General features: G+C 56.7%; 21 protein-coding genes and 1 tRNA gene. 8 read left to right on the forward strand and 14 right to left on the reverse strand.

What is annotated here, in order from left to right:
- The first annotated feature begins 44 nt into the window (after positions 1-44).
- The 6 genes from B4589_RS13485 (at position 45) to B4589_RS13510 (ending at position 4,183) form a co-directional block, all read left to right on the forward strand.
- Positions 45-674, forward strand: a complete 630-nt coding sequence (locus B4589_RS13485; protein ID WP_143414350.1) for a hypothetical protein — start codon at positions 45-47, stop codon at positions 672-674.
- A gap of 121 nt (positions 675-795) precedes the next feature.
- Positions 796-1,320 carry an amino acid-binding protein gene (locus B4589_RS13490; RefSeq protein ID WP_079234752.1) on the forward strand — a complete coding sequence of 175 codons (525 nt, stop codon included), beginning with the start codon at positions 796-798 and terminating at the stop codon, positions 1,318-1,320.
- Entirely contained in the window at positions 1,317-2,273 is a 957-nt protein-coding gene (locus B4589_RS13495) for a homoserine dehydrogenase (protein WP_079234753.1), read from the forward strand. The genes B4589_RS13490 and B4589_RS13495 overlap by 4 nt, the downstream gene beginning before the upstream one ends.
- A gap of 126 nt (positions 2,274-2,399) precedes the next feature.
- On the forward strand, positions 2,400-3,668 hold the full coding sequence (gene tuf / locus B4589_RS13500) for a translation elongation factor EF-1 subunit alpha (protein WP_079234754.1): 1,269 nt from the start codon (positions 2,400-2,402) through the stop codon (positions 3,666-3,668).
- Complete coding sequence (gene rpsJ / locus B4589_RS13505; RefSeq protein ID WP_049979628.1) at positions 3,669-3,983, forward strand: 30S ribosomal protein S10; 315 nt, start codon at positions 3,669-3,671, stop codon at positions 3,981-3,983.
- A 128-nt stretch (positions 3,984-4,111) separates the two neighbouring features.
- Positions 4,112-4,183, forward strand: a tRNA-Ala gene (locus tag B4589_RS13510).
- Positions 4,184-4,531: 348 nt separating this feature from the next.
- Here the strand turns inward: B4589_RS13510 and B4589_RS13515 are convergent.
- The 6 genes from B4589_RS13515 to B4589_RS13540 form a co-directional block, all read right to left on the reverse strand.
- Positions 4,532-4,678, reverse strand: coding sequence for a hypothetical protein (locus B4589_RS13515; protein WP_158081186.1), 147 nt, complete (start codon positions 4,676-4,678; stop codon positions 4,532-4,534).
- Positions 4,679-4,995: 317 nt separating this feature from the next.
- Entirely contained in the window at positions 4,996-5,739 is a 744-nt protein-coding gene (locus B4589_RS13520) for a M48 family metallopeptidase (protein WP_079234755.1), read from the reverse strand.
- Entirely contained in the window at positions 5,736-8,696 is a 2,961-nt protein-coding gene (locus tag B4589_RS13525; RefSeq protein ID WP_079234756.1) for a type I restriction endonuclease subunit R, read from the reverse strand. The genes B4589_RS13520 and B4589_RS13525 overlap by 4 nt, the downstream gene beginning before the upstream one ends.
- Positions 8,697-8,698: 2 nt before the next feature.
- The gene (locus B4589_RS13530; protein ID WP_079234757.1) at positions 8,699-10,015 is read right to left on the reverse strand and encodes a restriction endonuclease subunit S; all 1,317 of its coding nucleotides are present in this window, start codon (positions 10,013-10,015) and stop codon (positions 8,699-8,701) included.
- Positions 10,012-11,574 carry a class I SAM-dependent DNA methyltransferase gene (locus tag B4589_RS13535; RefSeq protein WP_079234758.1) on the reverse strand — a complete coding sequence of 521 codons (1,563 nt, stop codon included), beginning with the start codon at positions 11,572-11,574 and terminating at the stop codon, positions 10,012-10,014. Before B4589_RS13535 ends, B4589_RS13530 begins: the two co-directional genes overlap by 4 nt.
- A 241-nt stretch (positions 11,575-11,815) precedes the next feature.
- On the reverse strand, positions 11,816-12,358 hold the full coding sequence (locus B4589_RS13540) for a hypothetical protein (protein WP_143414351.1): 543 nt from the start codon (positions 12,356-12,358) through the stop codon (positions 11,816-11,818).
- A 118-nt stretch (positions 12,359-12,476) separates the two neighbouring features.
- Between B4589_RS13540 and B4589_RS13545 the strand changes: the two genes are divergently transcribed.
- On the forward strand, positions 12,477-12,707 hold the full coding sequence (locus B4589_RS13545; protein WP_079234760.1) for a winged helix-turn-helix domain-containing protein: 231 nt from the start codon (positions 12,477-12,479) through the stop codon (positions 12,705-12,707).
- 833 nt (positions 12,708-13,540) lie between these two features.
- Here the strand turns inward: B4589_RS13545 and B4589_RS13550 are convergent.
- From B4589_RS13550 to B4589_RS13580, 7 genes are all read right to left on the reverse strand, one after another.
- On the reverse strand, positions 13,541-13,819 hold the full coding sequence (locus B4589_RS13550; RefSeq protein ID WP_079234763.1) for a DUF6166 domain-containing protein: 279 nt from the start codon (positions 13,817-13,819) through the stop codon (positions 13,541-13,543).
- Between the two features lie 122 nt (positions 13,820-13,941).
- Complete coding sequence (locus B4589_RS13555; RefSeq protein ID WP_143414352.1) at positions 13,942-14,325, reverse strand: SWIM zinc finger family protein; 384 nt, start codon at positions 14,323-14,325, stop codon at positions 13,942-13,944.
- Positions 14,322-14,819: a hypothetical protein gene (locus B4589_RS13560; protein WP_079234765.1), complete on the reverse strand. Its 498-nt coding sequence runs from the start codon at positions 14,817-14,819 to the stop codon at positions 14,322-14,324. Before B4589_RS13560 ends, B4589_RS13555 begins: the two co-directional genes overlap by 4 nt.
- The gene (locus B4589_RS13565; protein ID WP_143414353.1) at positions 14,816-15,055 is read right to left on the reverse strand and encodes a hypothetical protein; all 240 of its coding nucleotides are present in this window, start codon (positions 15,053-15,055) and stop codon (positions 14,816-14,818) included. Before B4589_RS13565 ends, B4589_RS13560 begins: the two co-directional genes overlap by 4 nt.
- Before the next feature lie 311 nt (positions 15,056-15,366).
- Positions 15,367-17,583 (reverse strand): hypothetical protein, encoded by a 2,217-nt coding sequence (locus tag B4589_RS13570; protein ID WP_079234767.1) that lies wholly within the window; start codon positions 17,581-17,583, stop codon positions 15,367-15,369.
- Positions 17,584-17,606: 23 nt separating this feature from the next.
- Positions 17,607-17,927 (reverse strand): hypothetical protein, encoded by a 321-nt coding sequence (locus tag B4589_RS13575; RefSeq protein ID WP_079234768.1) that lies wholly within the window; start codon positions 17,925-17,927, stop codon positions 17,607-17,609.
- Positions 17,928-19,378: 1,451 nt separating this feature from the next.
- Positions 19,379-20,221, reverse strand: coding sequence for a hypothetical protein (locus tag B4589_RS13580; protein ID WP_079234770.1), 843 nt, complete (start codon positions 20,219-20,221; stop codon positions 19,379-19,381).
- A 151-nt stretch (positions 20,222-20,372) separates the two neighbouring features.
- On the opposite strand from B4589_RS13580, the gene B4589_RS13585 reads away from it, so the two are divergent.
- Complete coding sequence (locus B4589_RS13585; RefSeq protein WP_143414354.1) at positions 20,373-21,842, forward strand: HEPN domain-containing protein; 1,470 nt, start codon at positions 20,373-20,375, stop codon at positions 21,840-21,842.
- Between the two features lie 47 nt (positions 21,843-21,889).
- Here the strand turns inward: B4589_RS13585 and B4589_RS13590 are convergent, their stop codons facing one another.
- On the reverse strand, positions 21,890-22,888 hold the full coding sequence (locus B4589_RS13590) for a tyrosine-type recombinase/integrase (RefSeq protein WP_255246093.1): 999 nt from the start codon (positions 22,886-22,888) through the stop codon (positions 21,890-21,892).
- Between the last annotated feature and the right edge of the window lie 400 nt (positions 22,889-23,288).

Below are 23,288 nucleotides of genomic sequence, written 5' to 3' on the forward strand. Positions count from 1 at the left end.
CGTCGGCCACCGAGGTTTTCAGTCAGAAGCCAGTCATTTTTGATGTGACAAAATCCTCGGTAGTCACACGTCGGTCCGTGCTGAAAGCCGGCGTCGCTATCAGTGGGTCAGCTGCCACTGCGTCGGCGTTGCTCGCGACCCAGCCCCGGCCCGCAGTCGCCACGAGCCACTTCACTGCGGGCAATGTATCGGTCTCAAACGAGAGCGGTGAACTGTCGACACTGACGCTCTCGCCGAGCATCGGCGTCGAGTGGAACGAGCTCTCGACGGCCGTCGAGGAGGTGAAGTTCCGGTTCAAGACGGATATGGGTGGCAGTGTATCGACCGCACACACTGAGACGAAAACCGTGGGATCGCCGGGAACGAGCGGGTCGACGTCGTTCGACTCGTTCAACGGCGGCGAACAGATCCCGCTTCTGAGTAACAATGGTGGCACCGTCTCGGCCGGCAAGTTCGATGACCCAACCGCCGGCGATGGAGAGTCCGTGACGACAGAAGTCGGGCTTGTCGTGGAGGGAATCTTCCAAACCGAGGGTGGGAACACGACCATCGTCTCGCGCACACTCAGCAACGGTGACCCGCTCGTCGACACCGCCTTCGACGTCACCGTTACCCACGAGTCCGATCCGTCGACGGGCGTCACCGACGGCGAGGCCGGAACGAACGCGAGTTGAACAGTCCGGGTCGCAGCGATCGTCGCCGAGCGTGTCACACCCCGGGAAGGCTTATGTCCACCCCGCCGCTCCCTCCGCCCGTGTTCCGTTCGTATCCGACGCCCGGAGGTGAGGTCCGACGATGAGCCACGCCGACAGGGTGGCGACACACACGCTCCGGCTCGAACTCGACGACGAGCCGGGCGAGCTCGCGGCCGCGCTCGACCCGATCGCCGAGAACGGGGGGAACCTCCTCTCGGTGTTCCACGAGCGCGGGAGCCGCACACCCGGCGGGCGCATCCCGGTCGAGGTGGCGCTCGACTGCCCGTGTGCGCGGTTCGACGATATCGTCGACGGACTGCGCGACCAGGGCGTGACCGTCGTCGCCGCCGACGAGGAGTACTACGGTGAGGCGTTCCGCGTGCTGCTGACCGGCCACCTGGTGGATACGGATCTCTCGGAGACGCTGCGTGAGATCGAGAGCGCGTCGACGGTCGCCGTCGAGGAGCTCTCGCTGTCGGCCCCCGACGGCGTCGAGGCGGTGTCGAGCGCGTACCTGCGCTTGGGCGCCCGCTCGGGTGAACGCGGGACCGCACTGGAGCAGGTACGGGAGATCGCCGACCGGAAGGGGCTGACCGTCGTCGAGCCGCTGGAGGCGAGCGGATGAGGCTGGCGATCTTCGGGGTCGGCGCCGTCGGTCGGTCGGTCGCGAACTTGGCCGGCGAGCACGGCCACGACGTGGTCGGCCTCGCCGACTCGACCGGCGCGACGCTGGGCGATCCGCTGAACGTGGACGACGCACTCCAACGCAAGTCCGAGACGGGTACAGTCGGGCGGGAGCCACACGAGGCGCTGCTTCGAGCCGACTACGACGTGCTGGTCGAGGCGACGCCGACGACGCTCGACGACGCCGAACCCGGGTTCTCCACCGCCGTTTCCGCCCTCGAACGCGACCGCCACGTCGTGCTCGCGAACAAGGGGCCGGTCGCCGAGCGCTACGACGAGCTCTGTGCCGCCGCGCGGGAGAGCGAGGGGCGACTCCGGTTCGAGGCGACCGTCGGCGGCGCCATCCCCGCGGTCCGGACGGTCGAGGACTTCGGCCCGGCCCACGTCGACCGCGTTCGCGGCGTGCTCAACGGCACCGCGAACTTCGTGCTCTCCCGGATGGCCGCCGAGGGGCTGGGGTACGATCACGTCCTCTCGGAGGCCCAGGAGCTGGGCGTCGCGGAGGCAGACCCGACGTTCGACGTCGACGGCACCGACGCGGCGCTGAAGGGCGTGATCGTCGCGAACGTGCTCCGGGCGGCCCGGGGGCGTGAGGCGCTGACCCTCGACGACGCGGAAGTGAGCGGGATCCAGGATCTCCCCGTGAGTGCGCTGTCGCTCGCCGCCGAGGACGGGCGGACGGTGCGGCTGATCGCCGAGGCGTCGCCCGAGGGTGTCCGTGTCGGCCCGCGGCTGGTGCCGGAGAACGGTACGCTGGCGGTGACCGGTACCCAGAACATCGTCCAGATCGAGACCGGCCACGCCGGGCGGCTGAACCTCTCGGGTCACGGCGCCGGCGGCCCCGAAACGGCATCGGCGGTGCTGTCCGACGTGGGTCGGTTACCACCCCGCTAACCCGAGAACCACGGTACGGTCCAACAAACCGCCGTACGCGGCCGGATTCCGGTGAGACGTATCGAAATGGTTTTACGGCGTTCTGCCGAACGTTTCCCCACAGCGCCTTTAGCGCGTGAATCCACCATGAGCGAAGACAAACCGCACCAGAACTTGGCCATCATCGGCCACGTCGACCACGGGAAGAGTACGCTCGTGGGCCGGCTCCTGTACGAGACAGGGAGCGTCCCCGAGCACGTCATCGAGCAGCACCGCGAGGAGGCAGAAGAGAAGGGCAAGGGCGGCTTCGAGTTCGCCTACGTCATGGACAACCTCGCCGAGGAGCGGGAGCGAGGTGTCACCATCGACATCGCCCACCAGGAGTTCGACACCGACGACTACTACTTCACCATCGTCGACTGTCCGGGCCACCGTGACTTCGTGAAGAACATGATCACGGGCGCCTCGCAGGCCGACAACGCGGTGCTCGTCGTCGCGGCCGACGACGGCGTCGCGCCCCAGACCCGAGAGCACGTGTTCCTGGCCCGCACGCTGGGGATCAACGAGCTCATCATCGGCGTCAACAAGATGGACCTCGTCGACTACAGCGAGGACTCCTACAAGGAGGTCGTCGACGAGGTTCACGACCTGCTGAACCAGGTCCAGTTCGCGACCGACGACACCACGTTCATCCCGATCTCGGCGTTCGAGGGCGACAACGTCGCCGAGAGCTCCGAGAACACGTCCTGGTTCGACGGCCCGACGCTGCTGGAGGCGCTCAACGAGCTTCCGGAGCCGGAGCCGCCGACGGACGCGCCGCTGCGCCTGCCGATCCAGGACGTCTACACCATCTCCGGCATCGGGACCGTCCCGGTCGGACGGATCGAGACGGGGACGCTCAACACGGGCGACAACGTCTCCTTCCAGCCCAGCGACGTGGGCGGCGAGGTGAAGACGATCGAGATGCACCACGAGGAGGTGCCCAACGCCGAGCCCGGTGACAACGTCGGGTTCAACGTGCGCGGCATCGGCAAGGACGACATCCGCCGTGGCGACGTCTGTGGCCCGGCCGACGACCCGCCCAGCGTCGCGGAGACGTTCCAGGCCCAGGTCGTCGTCATGCAGCACCCGAGCGTGATCACCGCCGGCTACACGCCGGTGTTCCACGCCCACACCGCACAGGTCGCGTGTACGATCGAGTCGATCGACCAGAAGATCGACCCGTCGACCGGCGAGGTCGCCGAGGAGGAGCCGGACTTCATCAAGTCCGGCGACGCCGCGGTCGTCACCGTCCGCCCGCAGAAGCCGCTCTCGATCGAGCCGTCGAGCGAGATCCCCGAACTGGGGAGCTTCGCCATCCGCGACATGGGTCAGACCATCGCGGCCGGCAAGGTGCTCAGCGTCGAAGAGCGATAGATGCCCGAGCAACAGGCCCGCGTCCGTCTGACGGGTACGAGCCCGGAGGACCTGGACGACATCTGTGACGACGTCCGCGAGATCGCGGAGAAGACGGGCGTCTCGCTGTCCGGCCCCATCCCGCTCCCGACGACGGAGCTCAACGTGCCCGCACGGAAGTCCCCCGACGGCGAGGGGACTGCCACGTGGGAGCACTGGGAGATGCGGGTCCACAAGCGGCTGATCGACATCGACGCGGACGAGCGCGCGCTCCGCCAGCTGATGCGGATTCAGGTCCCGAACGACGTCTCGATCGAGATCGTCCTCGAGGACTGAAGCGGCTTTCCGTTCTCCCGTTTTCTCACGCCGGGTGAGCGACCGCTGTGTCGACGGCTGCGTGGGGTTTCGACAGCGCGACTGGGAAGCGCAACGTTCAAACCGCTCCCCCGCCTCGAATCGGATGCGGGCTCGTAGATCAGTGGTAGATCGCTTCCTTCGCAAGGAAGAGGCCCTGGGTTCAAATCCCAGCGAGTCCATGAGACGAACTCGGCAAGCCGAATGACCGTACGGCGTCCGGGTTTTATCCGTTACACCACCTCCCAGCTAGGGGAGTCTATGTGGTTTTCCGGCAACTCTCGTCGTCGAGAGTTTGTGTGGTTGTCCTACAGGGTCCGCTCCGTACCGGGATTGCGCTTAGTGATTTGTTTCGAGGATTAGTAAAAGTACCTCCACGTCCCAGGTCTGGTTGCCCAGATCTACGGAGTAGATAGCAGGTTCAGCGAAGAAGCTTGGGACATTCTACGTTCGTTCGAAGACATCGCGAGAAACCGGAGAGGTGTTACGCTGAGCCACTATCGGTCAAGCAGCACCACCGGAGATGTCTCTCACGATGTTGCGGGCGGAGGATTGAGGGAGTCGTTCTTCAGCGTAATGCTGATGTACGCGATGAGCGCCACGATGACCGGAGGCGCTACGCCGGCGGTTGCAAACACGACACTTAGAAACCCAGACTTGAGTGTGTCTTTGGCCATATCTCTGAGGTAGTTTAGGATGCGGTTCTCCGTCCCGCCGTTATTCCCTCACGAGGATTCGAACCCCGAACACCTAGATCCACACCCGCTGTCCTCAGAGTGGTCGTGTCTATCACCGTTTAGGGGATCCCGAGCAAATAAAACACGTCCCTGTCGCAGGTCAATTCACCCTCATAGAATTTGGCGAGGTCCGGTTCCTTTCAAAGACACATTATTGAGACACACATTGACGGCAATCTAATAAACGGATATCATCTACCCACATCGATTGACTGTCGAAAATCGTAGCCAGGCCACCGAGGCTGATAGCAGGGTGGTCAGATAGTGAGGGTGTTCCCGTTGATTCTGAGCCACTCACGGCGTTCTTCGTAGTCCGGTATAAGAGCACCAACAGTGTTCCAGAACGCGCCGGAGTGCTGATCGTGGATTGAATGAGCTAACTCATGAACGAGAACGTAATCTTGGATCCGAACAGGTGCTCGGATTAGCCGCCAATTGAGGCGAACTGTTCCATCGTCGTATTCGCCCCAACGACCGTCAAGCTCTCCGACCCAGACTGGCACATCCTCAAGGCCCAACCTTGACTCAAAACGCGACACTCGGTCCGGAAGCTCTTCCTCTGCTCGCTTAACGAACCAGTCGACGACCGCTTGGTGCTTTCGACGAACGCTCACGTCGTCGACATCACCGTCAAACCGGTGAACGCGAAGAGTGAACGTCTGCTCGTCGAACGATAATCTCGGCTCCGGTACGTCCGCCTCGACGACCTCTAGTGAGTACTGTCGTCCGCGATACTGAAGCTTCTCACCGCTCATATACTCTTTCGGATACGGGGGCCCTTCCTGCTCCTTCAGTCCGTAGAGTTTCTGAAGCAGCCATTCCTGACGAGACTCAAGTACCTCCTCCACGTCCGCTACCGTAGCGGTCATCGGGGCTGTAACAGTCAACTCTAACGAACTGTCAATCGAGAGCCCCACAGTCTCCCGACCTTCCGACCAGTCGATTGTATAGGGAACAACCGTTTGGCCGATATGATGCCGACGCTCTAGGCGTTCGCTCATTGGTAGTGGTTCCGGGCGAGTTCGATGACGCGGCTGGTCAGCTCCTGGCGGTCATCACCCGAAATGTTGATCTCAGACCGATATAACTCCCTCGTCACTTCCTTCCGCATCTGATTCTGTAGATGGGTCCGCTCTTTCCATTCCACCTTCGTGACGAACTCCTCAACGGTCGAAACCAGATCAGCCGTGAGCTCGATCAGGTTTTCCTCACCAGCATCGTGCTCATCCAGTACGTCCTCAACAGCATGGTAGAACGAAAGATCGGTCTCGTCGCGGAGGCCCTTGTTCCGCGCCTGCTTGTCACGAGAGCGAATCTCGTCCATCAGTTCTCGGAGCTCCTCGATAGTCTCACGTTCATCGTACCGCCCCTCTCGGTACTTTTCGATAAGCTCCTCAAGACGATCCCGGAGAGAGCCGTACTGCACCGGGTCCTCATCAAACCGGACGTTAATCTCGTGCTCAATCGCATTCTGCATCTCACTCGCACGAGCTTCGTCGCTCTCTAGGCCTTCAAGTTTCGCGTCAAACTCGACCTCCTCCATGATCGAGACGGGTTCGTCGTTCAGGACCTCGATACCGCGAGAGGTAATGTGGTCCTGGATCAACTCGCGGACCTTCGCCCCAGCGCCGTCGAGGTTCATTGTCTCGTCACGGTAGCGTTCCTTCGCCTTCCCGTAGATCGTGCTGAGCTGCTCAAGATCTTCCCGGTAGGGGTTCGCCATCGGATCCGGAAGAACAACGTCCATCAACTGCGAGAACCGCTTAAACGCGTTCTTGAACTCGATTCGGCGGTCATCTGGCTCAAGCGACTGGACACACTGCTCAACCTCGTCGAGGTCGTCGAAGAACGAGACCGCTTTGCTGTGTGCCGCCTCAAGATCGGGCTGCTTGTCCTCGACGGGCACCATCGCTCGTTCAACGTCCTTGGAGCTGAACATCGCGAGTGCCTCCTTCAGCTCATCGGAGACACCGTAGTAGTCGATGATGAGGCCGTGGGTTTTCTCCTCGAACGGGCGGTTCACGCGAGCGATCGCCTGCAACAGGCTGTGCTCTCGCAGTGGCTTATCGAGGTACATCACCTGCGCCACCGGCGCGTCGAAGCCGGTCAGCAGCATATCGCAGACGATGAGCAGCTCAACCTCACCGTTCGGGTCGACGAACGACTCCTTATACTGGCTCTTCTCGGAATCGCTTGGCGTCCACTTCTTGATGTGCTCAGGGTCATTGTGCCCCTCGGAGACGATGACCCGGGACTCGGGACCGTTCAGGCTGTCCAAGGTCTCCTTGTAGCGGATAGCCGCCTCCTTACTGGTGGTGACGACCATCCCCTTGAACGGGTCAGGCACGTCGTTTTCGAAGTGCTCGATGATGTCCAGGGCAACTCGGTCAACTCGGGGCTGAGCCTCAGCGAGGTCCTGCGTGCGAGCGTACCGCTTCTGTATCTCCGCCTTCTCCTCTGGTGACTTATCCGAGAAGATGCGATCAAACAGGCGGTCGAGCGTCTCGCCTTCGAGGTGGATATCTGCGAGACGGCCCTGATACAGAATCTCGACTGTCGCACCGTCTTCCAGCGATTGGTCAATAGTGTACGTATCGATGTAGTTCCCGAACGTCCGGCGAGTGTTGCGCTCGTCCTTCTCGATTGGCGTCCCAGTGAATCCGACGTAGAAGGCGTTCGGAAGCGCCGTTCGCATGTTGTTCGCGAGTTCCTTGTCTTGCGTCCGGTGAGCCTCGTCGGCCATCACATAGATGTTCTCGTTGCGGGAGAGCACCGGGAAGTCGTCCTCCTCGTCCGTGGTCTGGAACTTGTGGATCAGCGTCGTGATCGTCTCACCCGCGTCGTAGGTGAGTCGGTCGCGGAGGTCGTCGATGCTCTGGGCCTTCTTCGGGTTCGGGAAGCCGCACCGCTCAAACGTCGCGTGAATCTGGTCGTTGAGCGCCCGGCGGTCCGTGACCAACAGGAGTGTCGGGTCGTCCTCGTTCCGGCGCAGCTTCAGCGCGAGGAAGAGCATCGTGAGCGACTTCCCAGATCCCTGAGTGTGCCAGACGACGCCGCCCTGCGCCTCACTCCGGCCGCGCTTGTTGATCCTTTCGAGCGCCTTCCGGACCGCCCGGTACTGCTGATACCGGGCGACCATCTTGACCGCGCCGCCCTGCTTGTTCTCGAACACCGTGAAGTGCCTCAGCTGATCGAGCAGGCGCTCGGGCTCGAACAGCGCATAGAGCATCCGGTACTGGTCGGGGAGGTACCCGTCGAGGTCGAACAGGTCTATGAGTTCGTCGTCCTCCAATGGGTAGGCATCACGCCACGGTTTGTACTGGTCCTTCGGCGTTTCGTACGTGCCCATGACCGCGCCCTCCATCCAGGCGGCGACCGAGAACTGGTTGTACCGGAACAGCTCCTCGGCGCCCTCCGACTCACCGTCGCGTTCGTTCTGGTAGCGAGTGAGCTGATCGAGCGCCTCCGACCGTGGCTCCGGGATCAGAGGGCTCTTGCACTCGACGACGCCGAGCGGGATGCCGTTGACGAACAGCACGATGTCTGGTTTGACGACCTCGACCGGCCCCGCGACCCGGAACTGGTTGAGCGCGAAGAAGTCATTTTTCTCGGGGTTCTCGTAGTCAATGTACTGGACCGTCTGGTGTTGCTTGCCGTGGCCGCGATCCTGCTCGACGGAGGTGTGTTGGACGAGCTTTTCGTGGATCTGCTCGTTCTCGTCCATGGTGCTCGTTCCAGCAACTTGCGTGACCTTGCGAACAGCCTTGTTCAGATTGTTCTCGTTGAGCCAGGGATTCAGGCGCTTTACTGCGTTGCGAAGTCGAGGTTCGAGTACGGCCGAGGACTCGGTCTTGCGGGGATCGACCCAAGTGGTCCGTTGCTGGTCGACGACCTCCCAACCGAGTTGCTGGAGCGCGTCGAGAGCGGGCCGCTCGGACTCGGCGTACTCGTCTGGCATGGTTAGTCGGCGTTGACGCGGACTTTACCGGTGAGGAGATCTTGCATAAGGCCGCGTTTCAGCTCCTGCAACCGTGATTTGTGTTTCCGCTCTTGCCTGATTTTCTGTCGAATATGACCAAACCCTTTGGATATCTCTTTTTGTTCCTCAAGAGTTGGTAAAGCAATTTCGAGGTTACCAATTGCCCCCGTTCCAATATACTGCATTGAGGCTCCGGAAGCATTATCAAGAATCTGTTGTTGCATCTGTCGATATTGTAGCGCGGTTCCTAAGTATCCTGGTAGGATCCTTTTAGTTATTGGCCTTAAGAGGGCTAACTGAACAAAAATGTTGAACCTACGCCCAGTGTCAACAATGCAGATTTTTCCGAGCGATCCAGAGCCAACTTTTCCCAATAAGATATCGCCCTCTTGAGGGTCAACTCTTGGTCTTAATTCTCTGTCATTTTCTTCTGATATCCGCTTGCAGTTTTCAAAATCAATCTCCCCATTTTCAATATCTCCTGCGCTCACAAATGGAATACCCTTATCAGTATAATCCGGGGTAGAGTGAGGGCCGTCAACGATCTTCTCACAGACTTGTGAGAGTGTTGTAACTTCCCAATCTACTGGTATCGTCGCCAAATTTGAGCCGAACCGTACCTCTCTCGTATTCTTTGAATCAGAGCCCGAAAAGAAACTCTGCATCAGCCCACGCTTCAGGTTTTTTGTCTCCTCGATCATTTTATCTGTTTGGTTAATCTGCTCGTCGACATTCGAGAGGATCTCAGCGATGCGGCGCTGTTCAGGGAGTGAGGGAGAAAGTAGTGGAAGAGATTTCAGATCATCAGTTAACATTCCTTGGATAGTGCTACCCTGGCTGTATCTGTCCCGAATCTTCGCCTGGTTGAGCAATAGATGCCAAGTAACAAAGTCGGGATCAACTTTACTCTCATCGAGAACTATCCCGGTTAGATCCTGACTGATGGCAATCTCTTTTTTTGTACGACCTACATTAGCTACGTTTACGCGGGTTCCGAAGAGTATGCTACCCTCCGGAACAAGAGAAGCGGTGCTATTCTCAAGACCTTCTTGGGTGAGGAAATCTTTCTCCCCTTCGAATTGTGGACCATCTACTACTGCAGCGGTTGTCCACGGTATATCCCCTCCCCAGTAATCCTCATTGCCTGAATCAGGCGTACCACCGGAAATAAATCTCGACGCAACGTTACTTAGCGTTGTTACCGTCCATTCTTCCGGTATTTCAAGCTTCTCAGGACCGACTTGAACCTCTTGGTACCCTTCCTGTAATTTGTCGCTCCCGCTCTGTATCTGGCTCATCGGTAATCCAACTCCTCCATATACTCCTGCAGTTCCTCGTCGGTCTTCTGGCGTTCCTCGGCCAGTTTATCCAACTCCCGTAGCTTCTCGCTCACGTCGATGGGCTCCTCAGGCTCGGTTGTATCGACGTAGCGAGGCACGTTCAAATTCCAGTCATTCTCTTCGATTTCCGCTAAGTCAACAAGCCGACTGTGGTGGTCCTCCTCGCGCCCACTCAGGAACGTCTCTGCAAGGTACTCGACACCTTCATCGGTCAGTTGGTTCTGGTTCGAAAGTTCCTCAAACACTTGTACGTCTGACTCTCGGAGGGTCTGGTCCTCGGCATAGATGAAGTGAACCTTCCCCTCTCGCTCGTCTGGCTTGTCCTTGTTCAGAATGAGAATACAACCCGGCGACGAGGTGTTGTAGAACAGGTTCTCCGGTAGCGCGATGACGGCCTCGATGAGGTCATCTTCCAGAATCGGCTTGCGGATTTTCTTCTCAGAGCGCGAACGGAACAGCACACCGTTGTCCATCACAACGCCCGCCTTTCCAGTCTCATTGAGCGAGGCGGTCATGAGCTGGATCCAGGCCCAGTCGCCACGGTTCGAGGGTGGGAGCCCGTACGGGAAGCGGTTGTACGGCTCGTTGTCCTCGACCCAATCCTTGTTCCACTCCTTCTGGTTCCACATCGGGTTTGCGATGACCCGGTCGAACACCTCCAACTCGTCGTGCTTCGTGACACGCTTGGGGTCGGTGATGGTGTCGCCCTTCTCAATCTTGGCGTCGTAGAGCTCGTGGAGCAGGACGTTCATCTGGCCGATGGCCCACGTGTTCAGGTTCTTCTCCTGGCCGTACAGCGAGATGTCCGTCATGTCGCCACCCTGCTCACGGATGTGTTCGGCGGAGTAGATGAGCATCCCACCAGAGCCACAGCAGGGGTCGTACACGCGGTGGCCGGGCTCCGGGTTCACGCACTTGACAATGAGGCGGACGACCTCTCGGGGGGTATAGAACTCGCCGCCCTTCTTCCCGGCGTCGTCGGCGAACTCGCGGATTAGGTACTCGTAGGCCCGTCCGAAGATGTCCGGATCCTTGAGGTCCTCGTTCCGGTAACGGTGCTTCGAGAAGTGCGAAACGAGATCAGAGAGCAGTGAGTCCGGCAACCGCTCTTTATCGTTGAAATCGACGGTGGTGAGCACGCGGTCGGCGATTGGGTCGTTCTCATCCTCGACCGCTGCAAGTGCCTTGTTCAGCGCCGCACCAACGTCTGTCTCCTGGGCCTTGATGTGGTCCCACCGAGCCCGTTCGGGGATCCAGAACTCCTCGTGGAGGTCTCGGTCGTCCCGAGCGGTCTCGACGGGGATGTCCAGTTCCTCGGCAACCTCTTCGGTCTCCTCCTCGAATCGGTCGTTGGCCCGTTTCAGGAACAGCAGCCCGAAAATGTAGTTCTTGTAGTCCGCAGAGTCGATGCTTCCACGGAGTTTGTCCGCGGCCGCCCAGAGGTGTTTTTCGAGAGTAGGGAGCGTCAGTAGATCAGATTCCGTCCCAGGTAGCGTCGCCTGGTCGTCTTCAGCCATACTCCACCACAACTCCCGAACCTAATAATTGCAGCGTAACTCTGGTTGGCACGTACAGCCGTCTTCGATTTTCTGCGGACATCCTGCTGCAATTGAGAAGTTTCGACGTGACCGGAGCTTGTGACGCATCTCTCGTTATCCGGGCTCCGTTGTTGATAGCACGTGCGCGCAGAACAGCCTTCATGCGGGCCCCTTCACTATCATAACGATGAACTTTAGTTCTAATCTGAGGTGGGCTGTGTCACCCACTCGTACTTGTGCCGTAGTTCATCTTGTTTCGGAAATTCTCTTTAAGCCGGTTTGCTTCGTCTAAGTGGTCGCTGGCCCGTTCTAATTGGCTTTCAGCTTCAATTGGCTCATCAGGCATCGCGAACGCTGCGTTTTCCCGAGCTGCGGATGCCTCGGTCATTCGCCAGTAGTACTGAACGAGTAGCTGAAACCCCTCCCGGGTGTTGGTGCCCTCCTCGTACTCATCGGCTTTGTTTTCGACAGCACTATTCAGATCGTCGTACCGCTTTCGGGCCTTCTGAAAGTGCATATACGCCCTAGAGTAGTCTTCACTCTCGTAAGCGTCAGACCCGTCATTGAACTGATTCAGAGCCTCCTGCTCTTTCGATTCGTGATTGTCAAGCCAGGTGTTGATCGTGTCCCGCCACGAGGGGGTTTGCTGTGAATTGTTTGGCTCTTCAGCAGCCCCTTCTTCGGCGGCACAACCTGCAGTACTGAGACTGAGAGCAGTTACTGAACCTGCTAGAAATTTGCGCCGTGGGAGCTGTGTCAACATATGATAGTACCCTGTGCCCAGCCTAGATACAATATTCTTTTGACTTGTTTGTTTTTGCTGAGACTCAGATTATCCGTTTACGGTCTTTATTCGCTGAGGGTCAGCACTTTCGGAGAAGATGGGTCTCGTCTCCGAGTCGAAACTGCGGATCTTGCAGTCTATTCAGAAGGAGCCCACATATGGGTATGAGTTAGCTGAAACCCTCGACTTGAGCAGCGGTTACGTCTACACTCATCTCAAGGAGCTCCGCGAAGAGGGCATGATTGAAGTCACAGAAGAGGAGGGCGATAGGAAAATATACCAACTCACCGAGAACGGTGAACTACTCCTCCAAGCCCTCGAAGATTAGAGGAGATCAATGGTCAACAATTTCTGACCACTCACAACCACACGTTTCGCAGGTGTAGCATTTCTTTGTAATCGACCCTTCAGGCTTCTCGAACATCCATACGTCGCTATCGTCGCCGCATTGCGGGCAAAACTCCTCGACCTTCCATGCGGTCGGCATTGGTTCAGTTCTCCTGCGCAGGTCGAAGGTCTCGCCACCGAAAGCTGTGCGTCGACCCGTTTTCGAACTCCACCGAGAACAGGTGGGAGTCACGTTGGTCGCCGGTCTCAGTACCTGCGTTATCCTCCAGTACGTCCACAACTTCCCCGTGACGGCCATGAAACTGATCAAAGTCAGGGTCCTCAGTATCGGGGATGTCGACCCGTACCGGATCACCTACGTCAAACCGTCTCATTGTTTGCAGCTTGGTTCGGGAGGCTCCTGTCTCTGACGGTCACCGATACTAGCTTGTGCGCAAAGAAGACGCCGAGGAGTATCGCTTCATCTTCGCCTTCAGTCCCGGGCTCAACTTCCTCAGGACAGCAATCGAGACACCAGGTACGACGTGGGGTCCAACCACCCCTGTCGTAGTAGGTAGCGTACATCCCTGCTTTATCCCCATGCTGAATCCGAGCAGAGCAACGGTCGCAGATGTGTCCCGTACCCACCCCGTTCATCGCCGCCGCAGGATCGGGACGGCTCATTCGTCGTCGCCTCCTAGGACCCGCTCAAAATTGTCTTCGGTCATGTCGATGGCTCGCTCAACGTACTCCTCTTCACCTGTTAGCTGACCCACGTATCGGAACACAGGGTACCACTTTCGAATCCACCACCGCATTAGACCGAAATACCGATCAAGCATCGTCGACCACCTCTCGGCGCCACGCATCGAGATCCGGTGTCCTGAGCGTCCACCTGTCTTCCGGGAGTTCCGAAACCACCTCACGCTTGAACTGTTGGTAGTGCATTGTTGCGAACTCGTCGTCGTACGCGTGCGCGAGGATGGCGATTGCTAGCTGCGCCGGTCCACTTCCCGAGTACGCCCAGGCGTACCCACTCGGGGAAGCTGATAGGAGGTCGTACCGCTTGGGGAGGGTGTCTCCGTCGACGGTGACTGTGTACTCTTCGCCCACCGGTTCGGATGGGCTGTGGTGTCCGTGGTAGACGTGTTTTGTCGACGTACCCGACTGTCCGTCGCTGGAGGAAGCTGCTCGAAGGGTGTTTTCGCTGCTCGAACCCCGGGGGAGAGGCCGCATCATTCCACCTCCCCAAGCCGGTTCAGCGCCTCCCGTAGTTCGTCAGCAGTTTCGATGAGATCCTGGGCCTGCTGTTCCAGCTCATCGGCATTCGCTTCAAGATCGCTAGCGGTCTCGGTGAGTCGAGTTTCGAGCGTGTCGGTATCAACCTGACCGACCTCGATTCGGACCCGCCGGATGTGTTTGCACTCGGCCAGCCCATCTCGGTGCCGAAAATCTGGACAGGTACACGAGGGTTCACCGGCGATGTCTACTGTGTACTCCGACCCCGACTGCGTGGTAACCGAGAACAGCGCATTCCCTTCCTCGATTACCGTCATGTGTTCCGTAACAGCCCGGATAGTCCGTGGCTCTACCTCGGGCTGAATTGACTCGGAGCTCACGTCCCATCACCCCCAGATTCACGGACCGGAACCCAGTACTGTTCGTCTCTGGTGAGCCTCTCCCTGCACTCTAGGTGACACGCCTCCTCGACGAGGTCGATTGCTTGCTTTGCCGCCGAGAGCGTCAAGGTACCGGCCTTGAACGTGTGTCCGCGTTCGAGCGTTTCCAGCTTCGTCGTTAACCGCACGTCGACGACCGGCCCGAAGCTCCGGTTGTTGACGCAACCAGCCCGAGAACTCCACGGTCCGCGAAGTGTAACGGACTCCCCATCGGTGGTCGTTATCTCGAAGCAGTCTCCGGTGTAGCCCCCGTCGTTGCCGTTTCCGGACCACGCGAAATAGGACACGTAACCGTCCTGTATGGCACACCAGATACTGTCCTCGTGCTCGAACCGCAACTCGGACCGGTCAGGGATCTCGTCGACAAGCACCTCTAGACGTGGGGCGTTGCCAACATCCTCCCTCCAGTCGACCTGCGCATCAAGGAGCTTCATCGACGCTCCACCTCGCACTGGTCGGGAAGATGCTCTTCGTCCAGTACCTCAACACCACACTGGATGCAGCGAAGGTACCGTTCCAGGTACTCGGTCTGACCCTCGTGTCTTCGATTGGGGTCGGGGTGCTTTCCGGGCACCCACTCCGCTTTGTCGATAACCATATGCTGACCGGCCTGTTTCGCATCCGGGTGTCTGTCCGACAGTGATTCCTCTATCGAGTTCGTTTGTCCCATTGGCTTCATCCTCCTAGGGAAGCCACAGACCGGTGCTCTGACACCGGTTTTTGCTCCGGAACGGATCCGTTAGCAGTGGCTCTGTGGGTTCCCTAAGTAAGTATAGGACTTGTATTGGTAAAGTGTCACTTAAAGCAGCAAACTCTGTCTTATTTGCTGATTAGGACAGTTCGGTCTCATTAGAAGTTGATAGCAGGTGCTCCGTCAAGACTCACCAGCGTACTTACGCTCGATTTGATTATATAAATCACACGGCGGACGTGAGTACTCCATAATGTGTTTCTATGTAGTACTCACTGTCACTGAAACATTTATTGCGTAGGTCGTTCTGTTTCCCGCAGTTGCCCGTGACGGGGTGGACCGTTGAGCGTCCACCGCTTAGTGCGTCCTACCCAGTCACCTTTCTCAACAATTCCACTGTCGGCGAACTGATTGAGCTTTTGGAGCGTCCGGCTATGACTGAGTGTATCGTTGACAAGTTGGGTGTTTACCCGTTCGACCACCTCGCGCGTTCGTAGGGGTCCGTCGGCCCGGTCGAGGATGGAAATTATCGCCTCGGTCGCACCATTTCGCTTCTCTCCGCGACCAAAGATGTCGATGCTGAACGTTTCGTCGGCGTTGATCAGTTCCTCGTCGAACATCCGGGTGAACAGGTAAACAAAAGCAGTCTCGTCCCGGTTAGTGTCGCGGGCGGCTCTGCGAGCGGCCTGATAAACCTCGCTGTGGACTATGTTCTTAAGCACGGTCTTGGCCTGACCCTTATATCGATCCTCGCCGCGAACCGCGAAGTTGTCCTGTATGATTTTATCGTCGTAGTCGAGGAGCGCCATCCACTGACGAACCGCATCGTCTCCGGGGTGAGGGGCACCGATGACGGCATGGAGTCGACTCTTTTCAAATGTCCGATCACTCCGTAGACCTCCGAAATGGAGTATCTGGTCCGCGTACGCTAACTCCATCACCTGATCAGCGTACTCGCTATGCTTCACCTTCCGTTTCATCGCTTTCGACGTGACGACACTCACTTCGTCTGCGCCGTGATAGTCGACGATGGCCTGTAGAATAGCGAGAAACTCACGAGAGGAGACGTTGTCCGGATTGTTAATCGGCACCATGTTTTCCGTCAGCTGGCGGAACTCGATGTCGAACGCCTCAGAGACGACGGTTCCACGCTCCTCACGTTGGTTCGGACTCGCGGACTCAAACTCGACTCCCGTCAGTGACTCCCATCTAGCTTCCGAGCCAGTGGCGTCCAGCGCGATGACCTGTTCGGCCTCTTGAAGTGGCTGGGGCGGGCTCGCAACGGCCACAGGATTATGGCTGTTGTTGACAGTGTTTCTTGTTAGGTCAAGGACAACGGTATACGGGACATCGTCCGAATCAAACATCATGTGGTTCGTATTCTCCGTATCCTCTCCTTTTAGCAGAGCTAACGTTAGAAGCGGAGCCTCAGCCCTGTGGTAATCGTAGGAATCAACCTTCACTGGAGCATTGCGAGTAATCAGTGGATCCCTGTCGTCGTCTTCGTTGAGTTCCGAGAGCGGGGCATAGTGTTCACGAATGTGCTTAGCGACCTCCGCTTTGACTGCGTCTTTCGCCCGGAGCGCCCCTTTGTACCCATTAGGTCCGATCTCGATAGCGGAGAGAAAGTTCTCAGTTGCGGCCTCAATATAGTCTTCCGTGAAAGTCTTGACGAGTTCACCAGAAACGTCCTCATCAGCGATGACGGTCGTACCCGATACGACCTCGGGCATATTGAGCAGAGAAGCACCACAGATGATGATGTCGGCCTCGCCCTGCTCTATTCGTTCCATCCGATTCTGCATTATCCGTCGGTGCCGACAAGCGGGTTCGCTATCCGGGTCGGTAGGATCGTAGCCACGTTTTTGCCCTTCCTGTTGACACGGAAGGGGGTACAGGCCGCTGTCGAAATACTGCGGATCTACGATTTTCGCCCATTCGGAAGAGGCGGCGTTATGGATTGCACCCGTAGTAGCGCCCCGTTGGACGTAGGCGTCTATCTCTTTAGCAACCTCGTTGACGTACTCCTCCTCAGCGTTCTTGGAGAGCGTCTGACATACAGCGGTGTCATCATCTGGGGTCGCCACTGTCCAGCCACCCTCGCCATCGACCTTGAGTTGGGGAATGTCTCCAAACCGTTCGCGTGGCGAAGGGACGTACACGACGTTAACCTCACCAACGAGCTCTTGCTCAGTCAGCGTCTCCAAGACCGACTGATACGTTTCCTGTCGATTGCGATACTCTGTCGTGGCGAGGACAAACGTTCGGTCAGTACGGGAGGCAATTTGGGGAACGACGGTCTCTTTGACGTATGACTTCCCGCCACCAGGCACAGTTCGTAGGAGCCAGTTACTGTTCAGCTGCGACAAGAGCCACCGAAACAATTGCTCGTTTTCTTCCCATAGGTCCTCGGCGTCAGTCGTGACGGTCTTGCGAAGCTCTTCCGGGGAGATCCCATCTGCTTTCGCTGCAACCGTGGTCCGCTCAGCTTGTTCAGCCTCCGACATCGTCACCAGTGGAGGCTAAATCGTCAGTCGAGCCCATCTTCCCACTCTTCCTCCAGTTGCTCTAGCTTACGTTCGCGCATCATTCGTTTTTCAATTAGCTGATGCACAAAAACCGAGAACACAACATCCTGTGATCGGAGGTACTCCTCATGTTCATCAGTCACGGTAACAGAGGTCCGAATCAGCTCATGCTCATCAGTATCGCGTGATGTAGCAGAGGGAAATTCATCCTTGCCCTCCATCACGTCGTTAATCGCCTCACGAACGAGCCCGCTCAGCGTGAAGGCACTGTCTTGAACGTACTGGTAGTGATCGTCACGAAGACGGACTTGTCGATCTTTCATTTTCTAATTGCTTTCGGAGTACTTCTTTTTCTTTCCTAAGATCCTGGATTTTCTCTTCGTACGCGTGCTGGAGCTGATGTACCTCTTCGTAGACAGACTGAAGTTCGTGCTCGAACGTCTGTGGGTCGGTTTCTGATTCTTTCCAAAGCTGCATGCCGTGCTCTACGAGAGTTGCAACCCCAACAGACCACTGTGGTTCTCCATTCGGTTGTTGTAAGCCCATCTCATGGGTAATGAACTCACCAACCTCTTGTCGTGATAGACTATCCGTCCGCGAGAAGTCAATCGCTTGGAGATTATCATCACTCATTGGTTTGAATCGGATTGTACATGCTGACTTGTACTGTACATGTGAATATGTACGGGAGGTGCCTTGAAACTTTCGGCGGGATGATCACGCCATCAGAGATAGAGTCCCGTGCTAAAGGGGAGATCTGACTCTTTCGAACAGGCTGTCCGACTGGCGATGGTATAAACCAATCATATGCTGTCCCTAAGTCTACAAACTTGTCGGAGATAATAGTCAGCGGAAGTATTCACATACCGACTGAGGCCAAAACTGGTCCCGTTATAGTGAGACCTGGGCTGGTGGGCTCGACCTCTACTGCTCCGGTTGAGGGAGCGTTATCAGGGGGTGGTGTGGATTCGAGCGGCGGCGAGAAACCGGGGCCACGGTCGTCCCAGTACTGACTTTCGAGTGCGCGTGATCGGTCACCATCTGCTTGGCAAGGGTGTCGCTGACCGCCGTACGTACATACACACACGTACCGTCGGTACGTCGTCTGAAGAGTAGGAGAAGGCGAAGTTTCCTTATACGGGTGGGCGTGGTCGTCGCCGTTGCTGACTCCCGCGCATCTTGAACGCCGCGACAAGCAAGAATAGCGTGATTCCAGTCATGAAAATAATCACCCCAGTCAGTTCAGCACCTAGCATCATTGAGGCCCCCATCGACATTAGATAGTACAGCACAACTCCTGGCCAGCCCGCAAACACGTAAGCAAGGGCCGTCGAAACGAGTGTCGAGATGACTGGCAACACGCTCAGAACTACGATAGCTGTGGACAGAATCGACATCGGGTCAACGCCCAGCGTATTTCCTGCGACGGGCTGGAGTGCGTTAGCGAACTCTAAGAGGATCAGTTGCATCGTTGGAACGAGTACAGCACTCGCAACGGTACCTTGCCACGCGCGTTCAGCTATATCAGCGGTCGCATCGGCGGGCCCACCGGCTGGTTTTCTCGGAGTGGACATTCTGACTTGACAGAGCACCTATAGCCACAAAAAGGCCATTAAGTAACAGATTGTGAACGGTTAGGCCTAGAGGCGATGACAGGGCATCAATATCGGCTCTCGACGGATCTGCTATCAATAACGGAGCTATAAAGCTACCTGAGGGACTGAAATAATTCAACAGTATGATTCATTACACTCGGTAGAGGGGAGTTCGGGACCTAGTCCTCAAACTCGTCAAGATCCGTGTCCCCCGCGAGGTCGCATCGCCACGGGTCGTCCTCAGGAGTTGGCTCCACTGCGTGCTCGATTTCTTCCTCGGTGAACGCTTCCTCCGGTTCGCGGTAGGCATAATCGGGACGGTCGTACTGAAGCACCCGTCGCCACCATTTACGCCCGAGCTTGGTTTCACCAGACGTTCTTGCTCCGTGAACACGGAAGTGCGGCCAACCTCTTCCGCGACCTGCTCCAGGGTAACTGTGTTTATCAGCGACAATTGAGCCAACTTTTCCATCGGGATCGAGCTCTTCGTCGCTAACCGGCGGTTCGTACAGAGGATCGTGGTCAGCATCTTCTCGCGCCTTCGCCCGGTCCACCATAGTGTTCGAGAAATATCCATTCGAGTGAGTGACCTCGCGGCTAGAGTTGGCGCGAGCACACACCATTGCGGCGGCGATAGCGCAAAGTCGCCGCGCCCAGTCGTTATCTCCGTATCGCCCCTTTGCGAGGTCCTCATAACGCAGAACGTGATCTATCGCTTCGTTGCCCGCTACGAGGTCTTCGATTGTCACTAGCACAGCACGGTCCCAATAGTGAGTTTCGTAGCCGGGCCCTGATCGGACAAGCTCCCACGCAGCAAAGGCCGCCTTCTCAACGTCAGACCGACGCACTGCTTTTTGGAAGAGCGAACTGATCACGTCTCTGCGATAACCGCCCTTGGTTTCGTACCACGGCATCTCCTCTCCAAAGTCGTTAGTCTGTTCTTCGTCAGGATCATCGTCGTCGTCCGGTTCTTCGAGTTCTCCGTCCTCACCGAACCGGTACTGATCGTTGCTGTCGCTCATCGGTGGTCTCTGGGGCTGAAAACCCGATTAGATATAACACGTGTCAGGTATTAAGAACTTCTAATAGAGGACGGGGATCACATGAACTCAGTGTGAGTTAATCTGGTAAATCATACGTCAGGAATTTACGGCTACGTTTAGATGTCCAATTATGGAAAAATTAGAATATGAGGGACATTGGTGGCTTCCCGGAGAACATGAGGACCGTGTAGGTGGAGTACTAAGGTTTGAACCAACGGAAGGCGCAGAATTAGAGCTATTTGAAGCGTTTGAAACGGGTTTTATGCAGGATGACAGGCACGACAGCCATAGTCGACTATACGGAGTCTCTAAAGAAGGGGATTTCCTCACATTAGTAAACTCTACTAGGACCGGGTTTGGCTCCACGCACGGACAAAATGGTGAGATTAGCCACTCATCATACCACGTTCAATATATTATAGAGGGCGAACAAATCCCCAAAAATAATAATATCTCATTCACCAAGTTCTGGGTTAGTTTTCCAGGAATAAAGGAATGGTCTCAACGTTATCCAATATCAGATACGGACTATCCTCCATCCGGTGGGTTTGAACTAGAACTGAGCAATCCTGACGTACTAGAAGCCGATTTAATGGAATATTCATTAAAGCTGCTAAGTTCCTATTCTCCGACCCATTCACGCGCAGATACCCCAAAGATATCGAGTAAGACCTATTTCGGTCTTGAACCAAAATATCCGTCAATTACACTTCCACGCCTTAGGACGTACGTATCATCACTTCAAGACTTGCTTAGCATAGCGACGAATCATACTATGGAGCCGACCTATATTGAAGCACGAACGCCAAATTCAGAATTTTCGAAGGTCAATATATACTACTCAGATACAACATTCAGTCAGTCGGGAACACCTAGAATAACGAATATTAACTTCAGACTTCCGGATATTCCGGATGGATTTGAGGGATTGGTTTCTAGATGGTTTGAGCTAAGAAATGAAGTAAAGTCTACAATTGATGTTTTCCTTGGGACCCGTTACAGTTCGAAGGTATATCAACAAGATATTTTTCTCTCACTAACTCAGGCTGTGGAATCCTATCATCGTCGTAGATATGATGACGAGTATATGGACAGCCAAGATTACGAGTCAAATGTATACCCGGATATCATGGAATTTGTTCGAGGCGATCTAGAAGAGGTATATAATGACCCAGCGATGTTTGATGGTAGTCCATTAAGCTCGGCTCAGCTCAACCGTCTCAAGTCAATGCGAGATGCGTATGGATTTCCGAATGACTTGGGAAATGTTCTAGACTCCGCTGTGCAGTATGCTAATGAGTATTCACTCAGAAAGCGGTTCAAAGATTTAGTAAACGATGAGTATCACCATATACTATCAGACCTTCCACATAGTTCGGTTGGAAAAATACACCCAATCGTAGAAACACGCAATCATTTTACCCATCAAATCAAGGACCAAGAGAAAAGCTCCGCAGTCGCAGAAGGTGCTGAGTTAGCTCGACTTAGTTGGTCGGTAGAACAACTGTTGGAAGTTGCTCTATTATCGGAACTTGGTGTTCCCGAATCACAGATAGAACAAACCCTACAAGATAGATACAAACAATATCGAATCTACTAACGTAATAAGGTGAAAATAAATAGCAATCGTATCTGATGCTCTCTGACCTACATTTGGTCTAGATGCTCTTGCCGTCGCTTCCGTTTCTCGCCCGGACTCGCCATGTCGTAGTGTTTGTCCAGAACATCACCGCTCACATCCATCCGATCTGATGCGACCTCCTTAGGAACGTTGGCGTTCCGGTGGGCCGTAATAGACCCACGACGAATCGCGTGAGGACTCACCGAGGATGGACATGTGGAGGCGTGCTGATTGCTAGTCGCATCACACGAGTCTCGCGACCGCCCATGAGGACACTCATTCGTATAGTGGCACGGGCGTGTTAGGACGTAGATGTTCTGCGTTAAGGTGTTCCTGTGGGGCCGGCCCTGTTTGCTCCCCAGTAGTGGCATCCGCCCGTAGTCATCCTCAACGTAGGGATGATTCCCCTCAATGTAGTCGTCGATGACCTCACAGACGCCTTCGTTTAGGTTGACTTGGCGTTCCCCCCGGGACTTGTTTTTGAGCCCCGTCCCTCTGTCGGGCCGGTGACGAACATCGAGCCATCCCTCCCGTGCGTTGTAGTCGTCGATGTCCAGGGCATGGAGGGAACTGATACGCATCCCGGTGTGCCACAGGATGTAGAAGAGCGCGTGACGGAACGTAGCGTACTCGAATCGCTCGCAGTATTCGAGGATGTGTTCCGCCTCTTCATCGGAGACTATTGTCTCCCGGACCTCGTCTTCCCGGTCGAGGTCAGGTAGGGCAAGTCGTTCGTTGATGCCCATCGGTGCGACATCCAACCGCTCACAGAATTGGAGGAACTGTCGGACAGTCCCGAGCTGGTTGTTCAACGTAACCCGCTTAATGTCCTGCGCCCGCCATTTCTTGAACTCGTGGAGGTGGCGTCCACGGACGTTGTTCATGTCTTCCAGACCGTTCTCCTCGCACCATTCGAGGAAGACGTTGAGCCGGTGCTTGTGGTTGTGGAAGGTGCTGTTCACGACCTCGGATTGTTTGTCGGCGAGATACTCGTTGACGGCTTCGTGGGGTGACATCGATTCCATCGTTCGTTCACCGCAATCCCGGGCGTGGAACGGAGGCCTGTGCTCCGTTGGCTGGGGTGGCGGTGACGCCGTCGAGGCGAAGCCGAGTCGGCGAGTGGACGAGCGTGTGGATTTGAACCGCGGGCCTGTGATTGCTGAAACTGAGCGCGGCCTTGGCCGCGCGAAGCTTCCGAGCAAGCGAAGGGCCCTGCGGTGAATAATCCCAGCGAGTCCACTCCCTTCTGGCCTTCTCGCGAAGGCTCCGTTCTCGCAACAGTGAGCGCCTCGCTCCCCAACGTTCAGTAACTCACGGGCGAGAAGAAAACCCGAAGGACGCGAAGTTCGCCGAATATCTCGGCGCACCCCACGCTGTCCCCGAAGTATTCGCGGTGTCGCGGAGTGATCGGCGAAGCGCGTTAGC

The organism is Halolamina sp. CBA1230 (genome assembly GCF_002025255.2).
Lineage (GTDB): Archaea > Halobacteriota > Halobacteria > Halobacteriales > Haloferacaceae > Halolamina.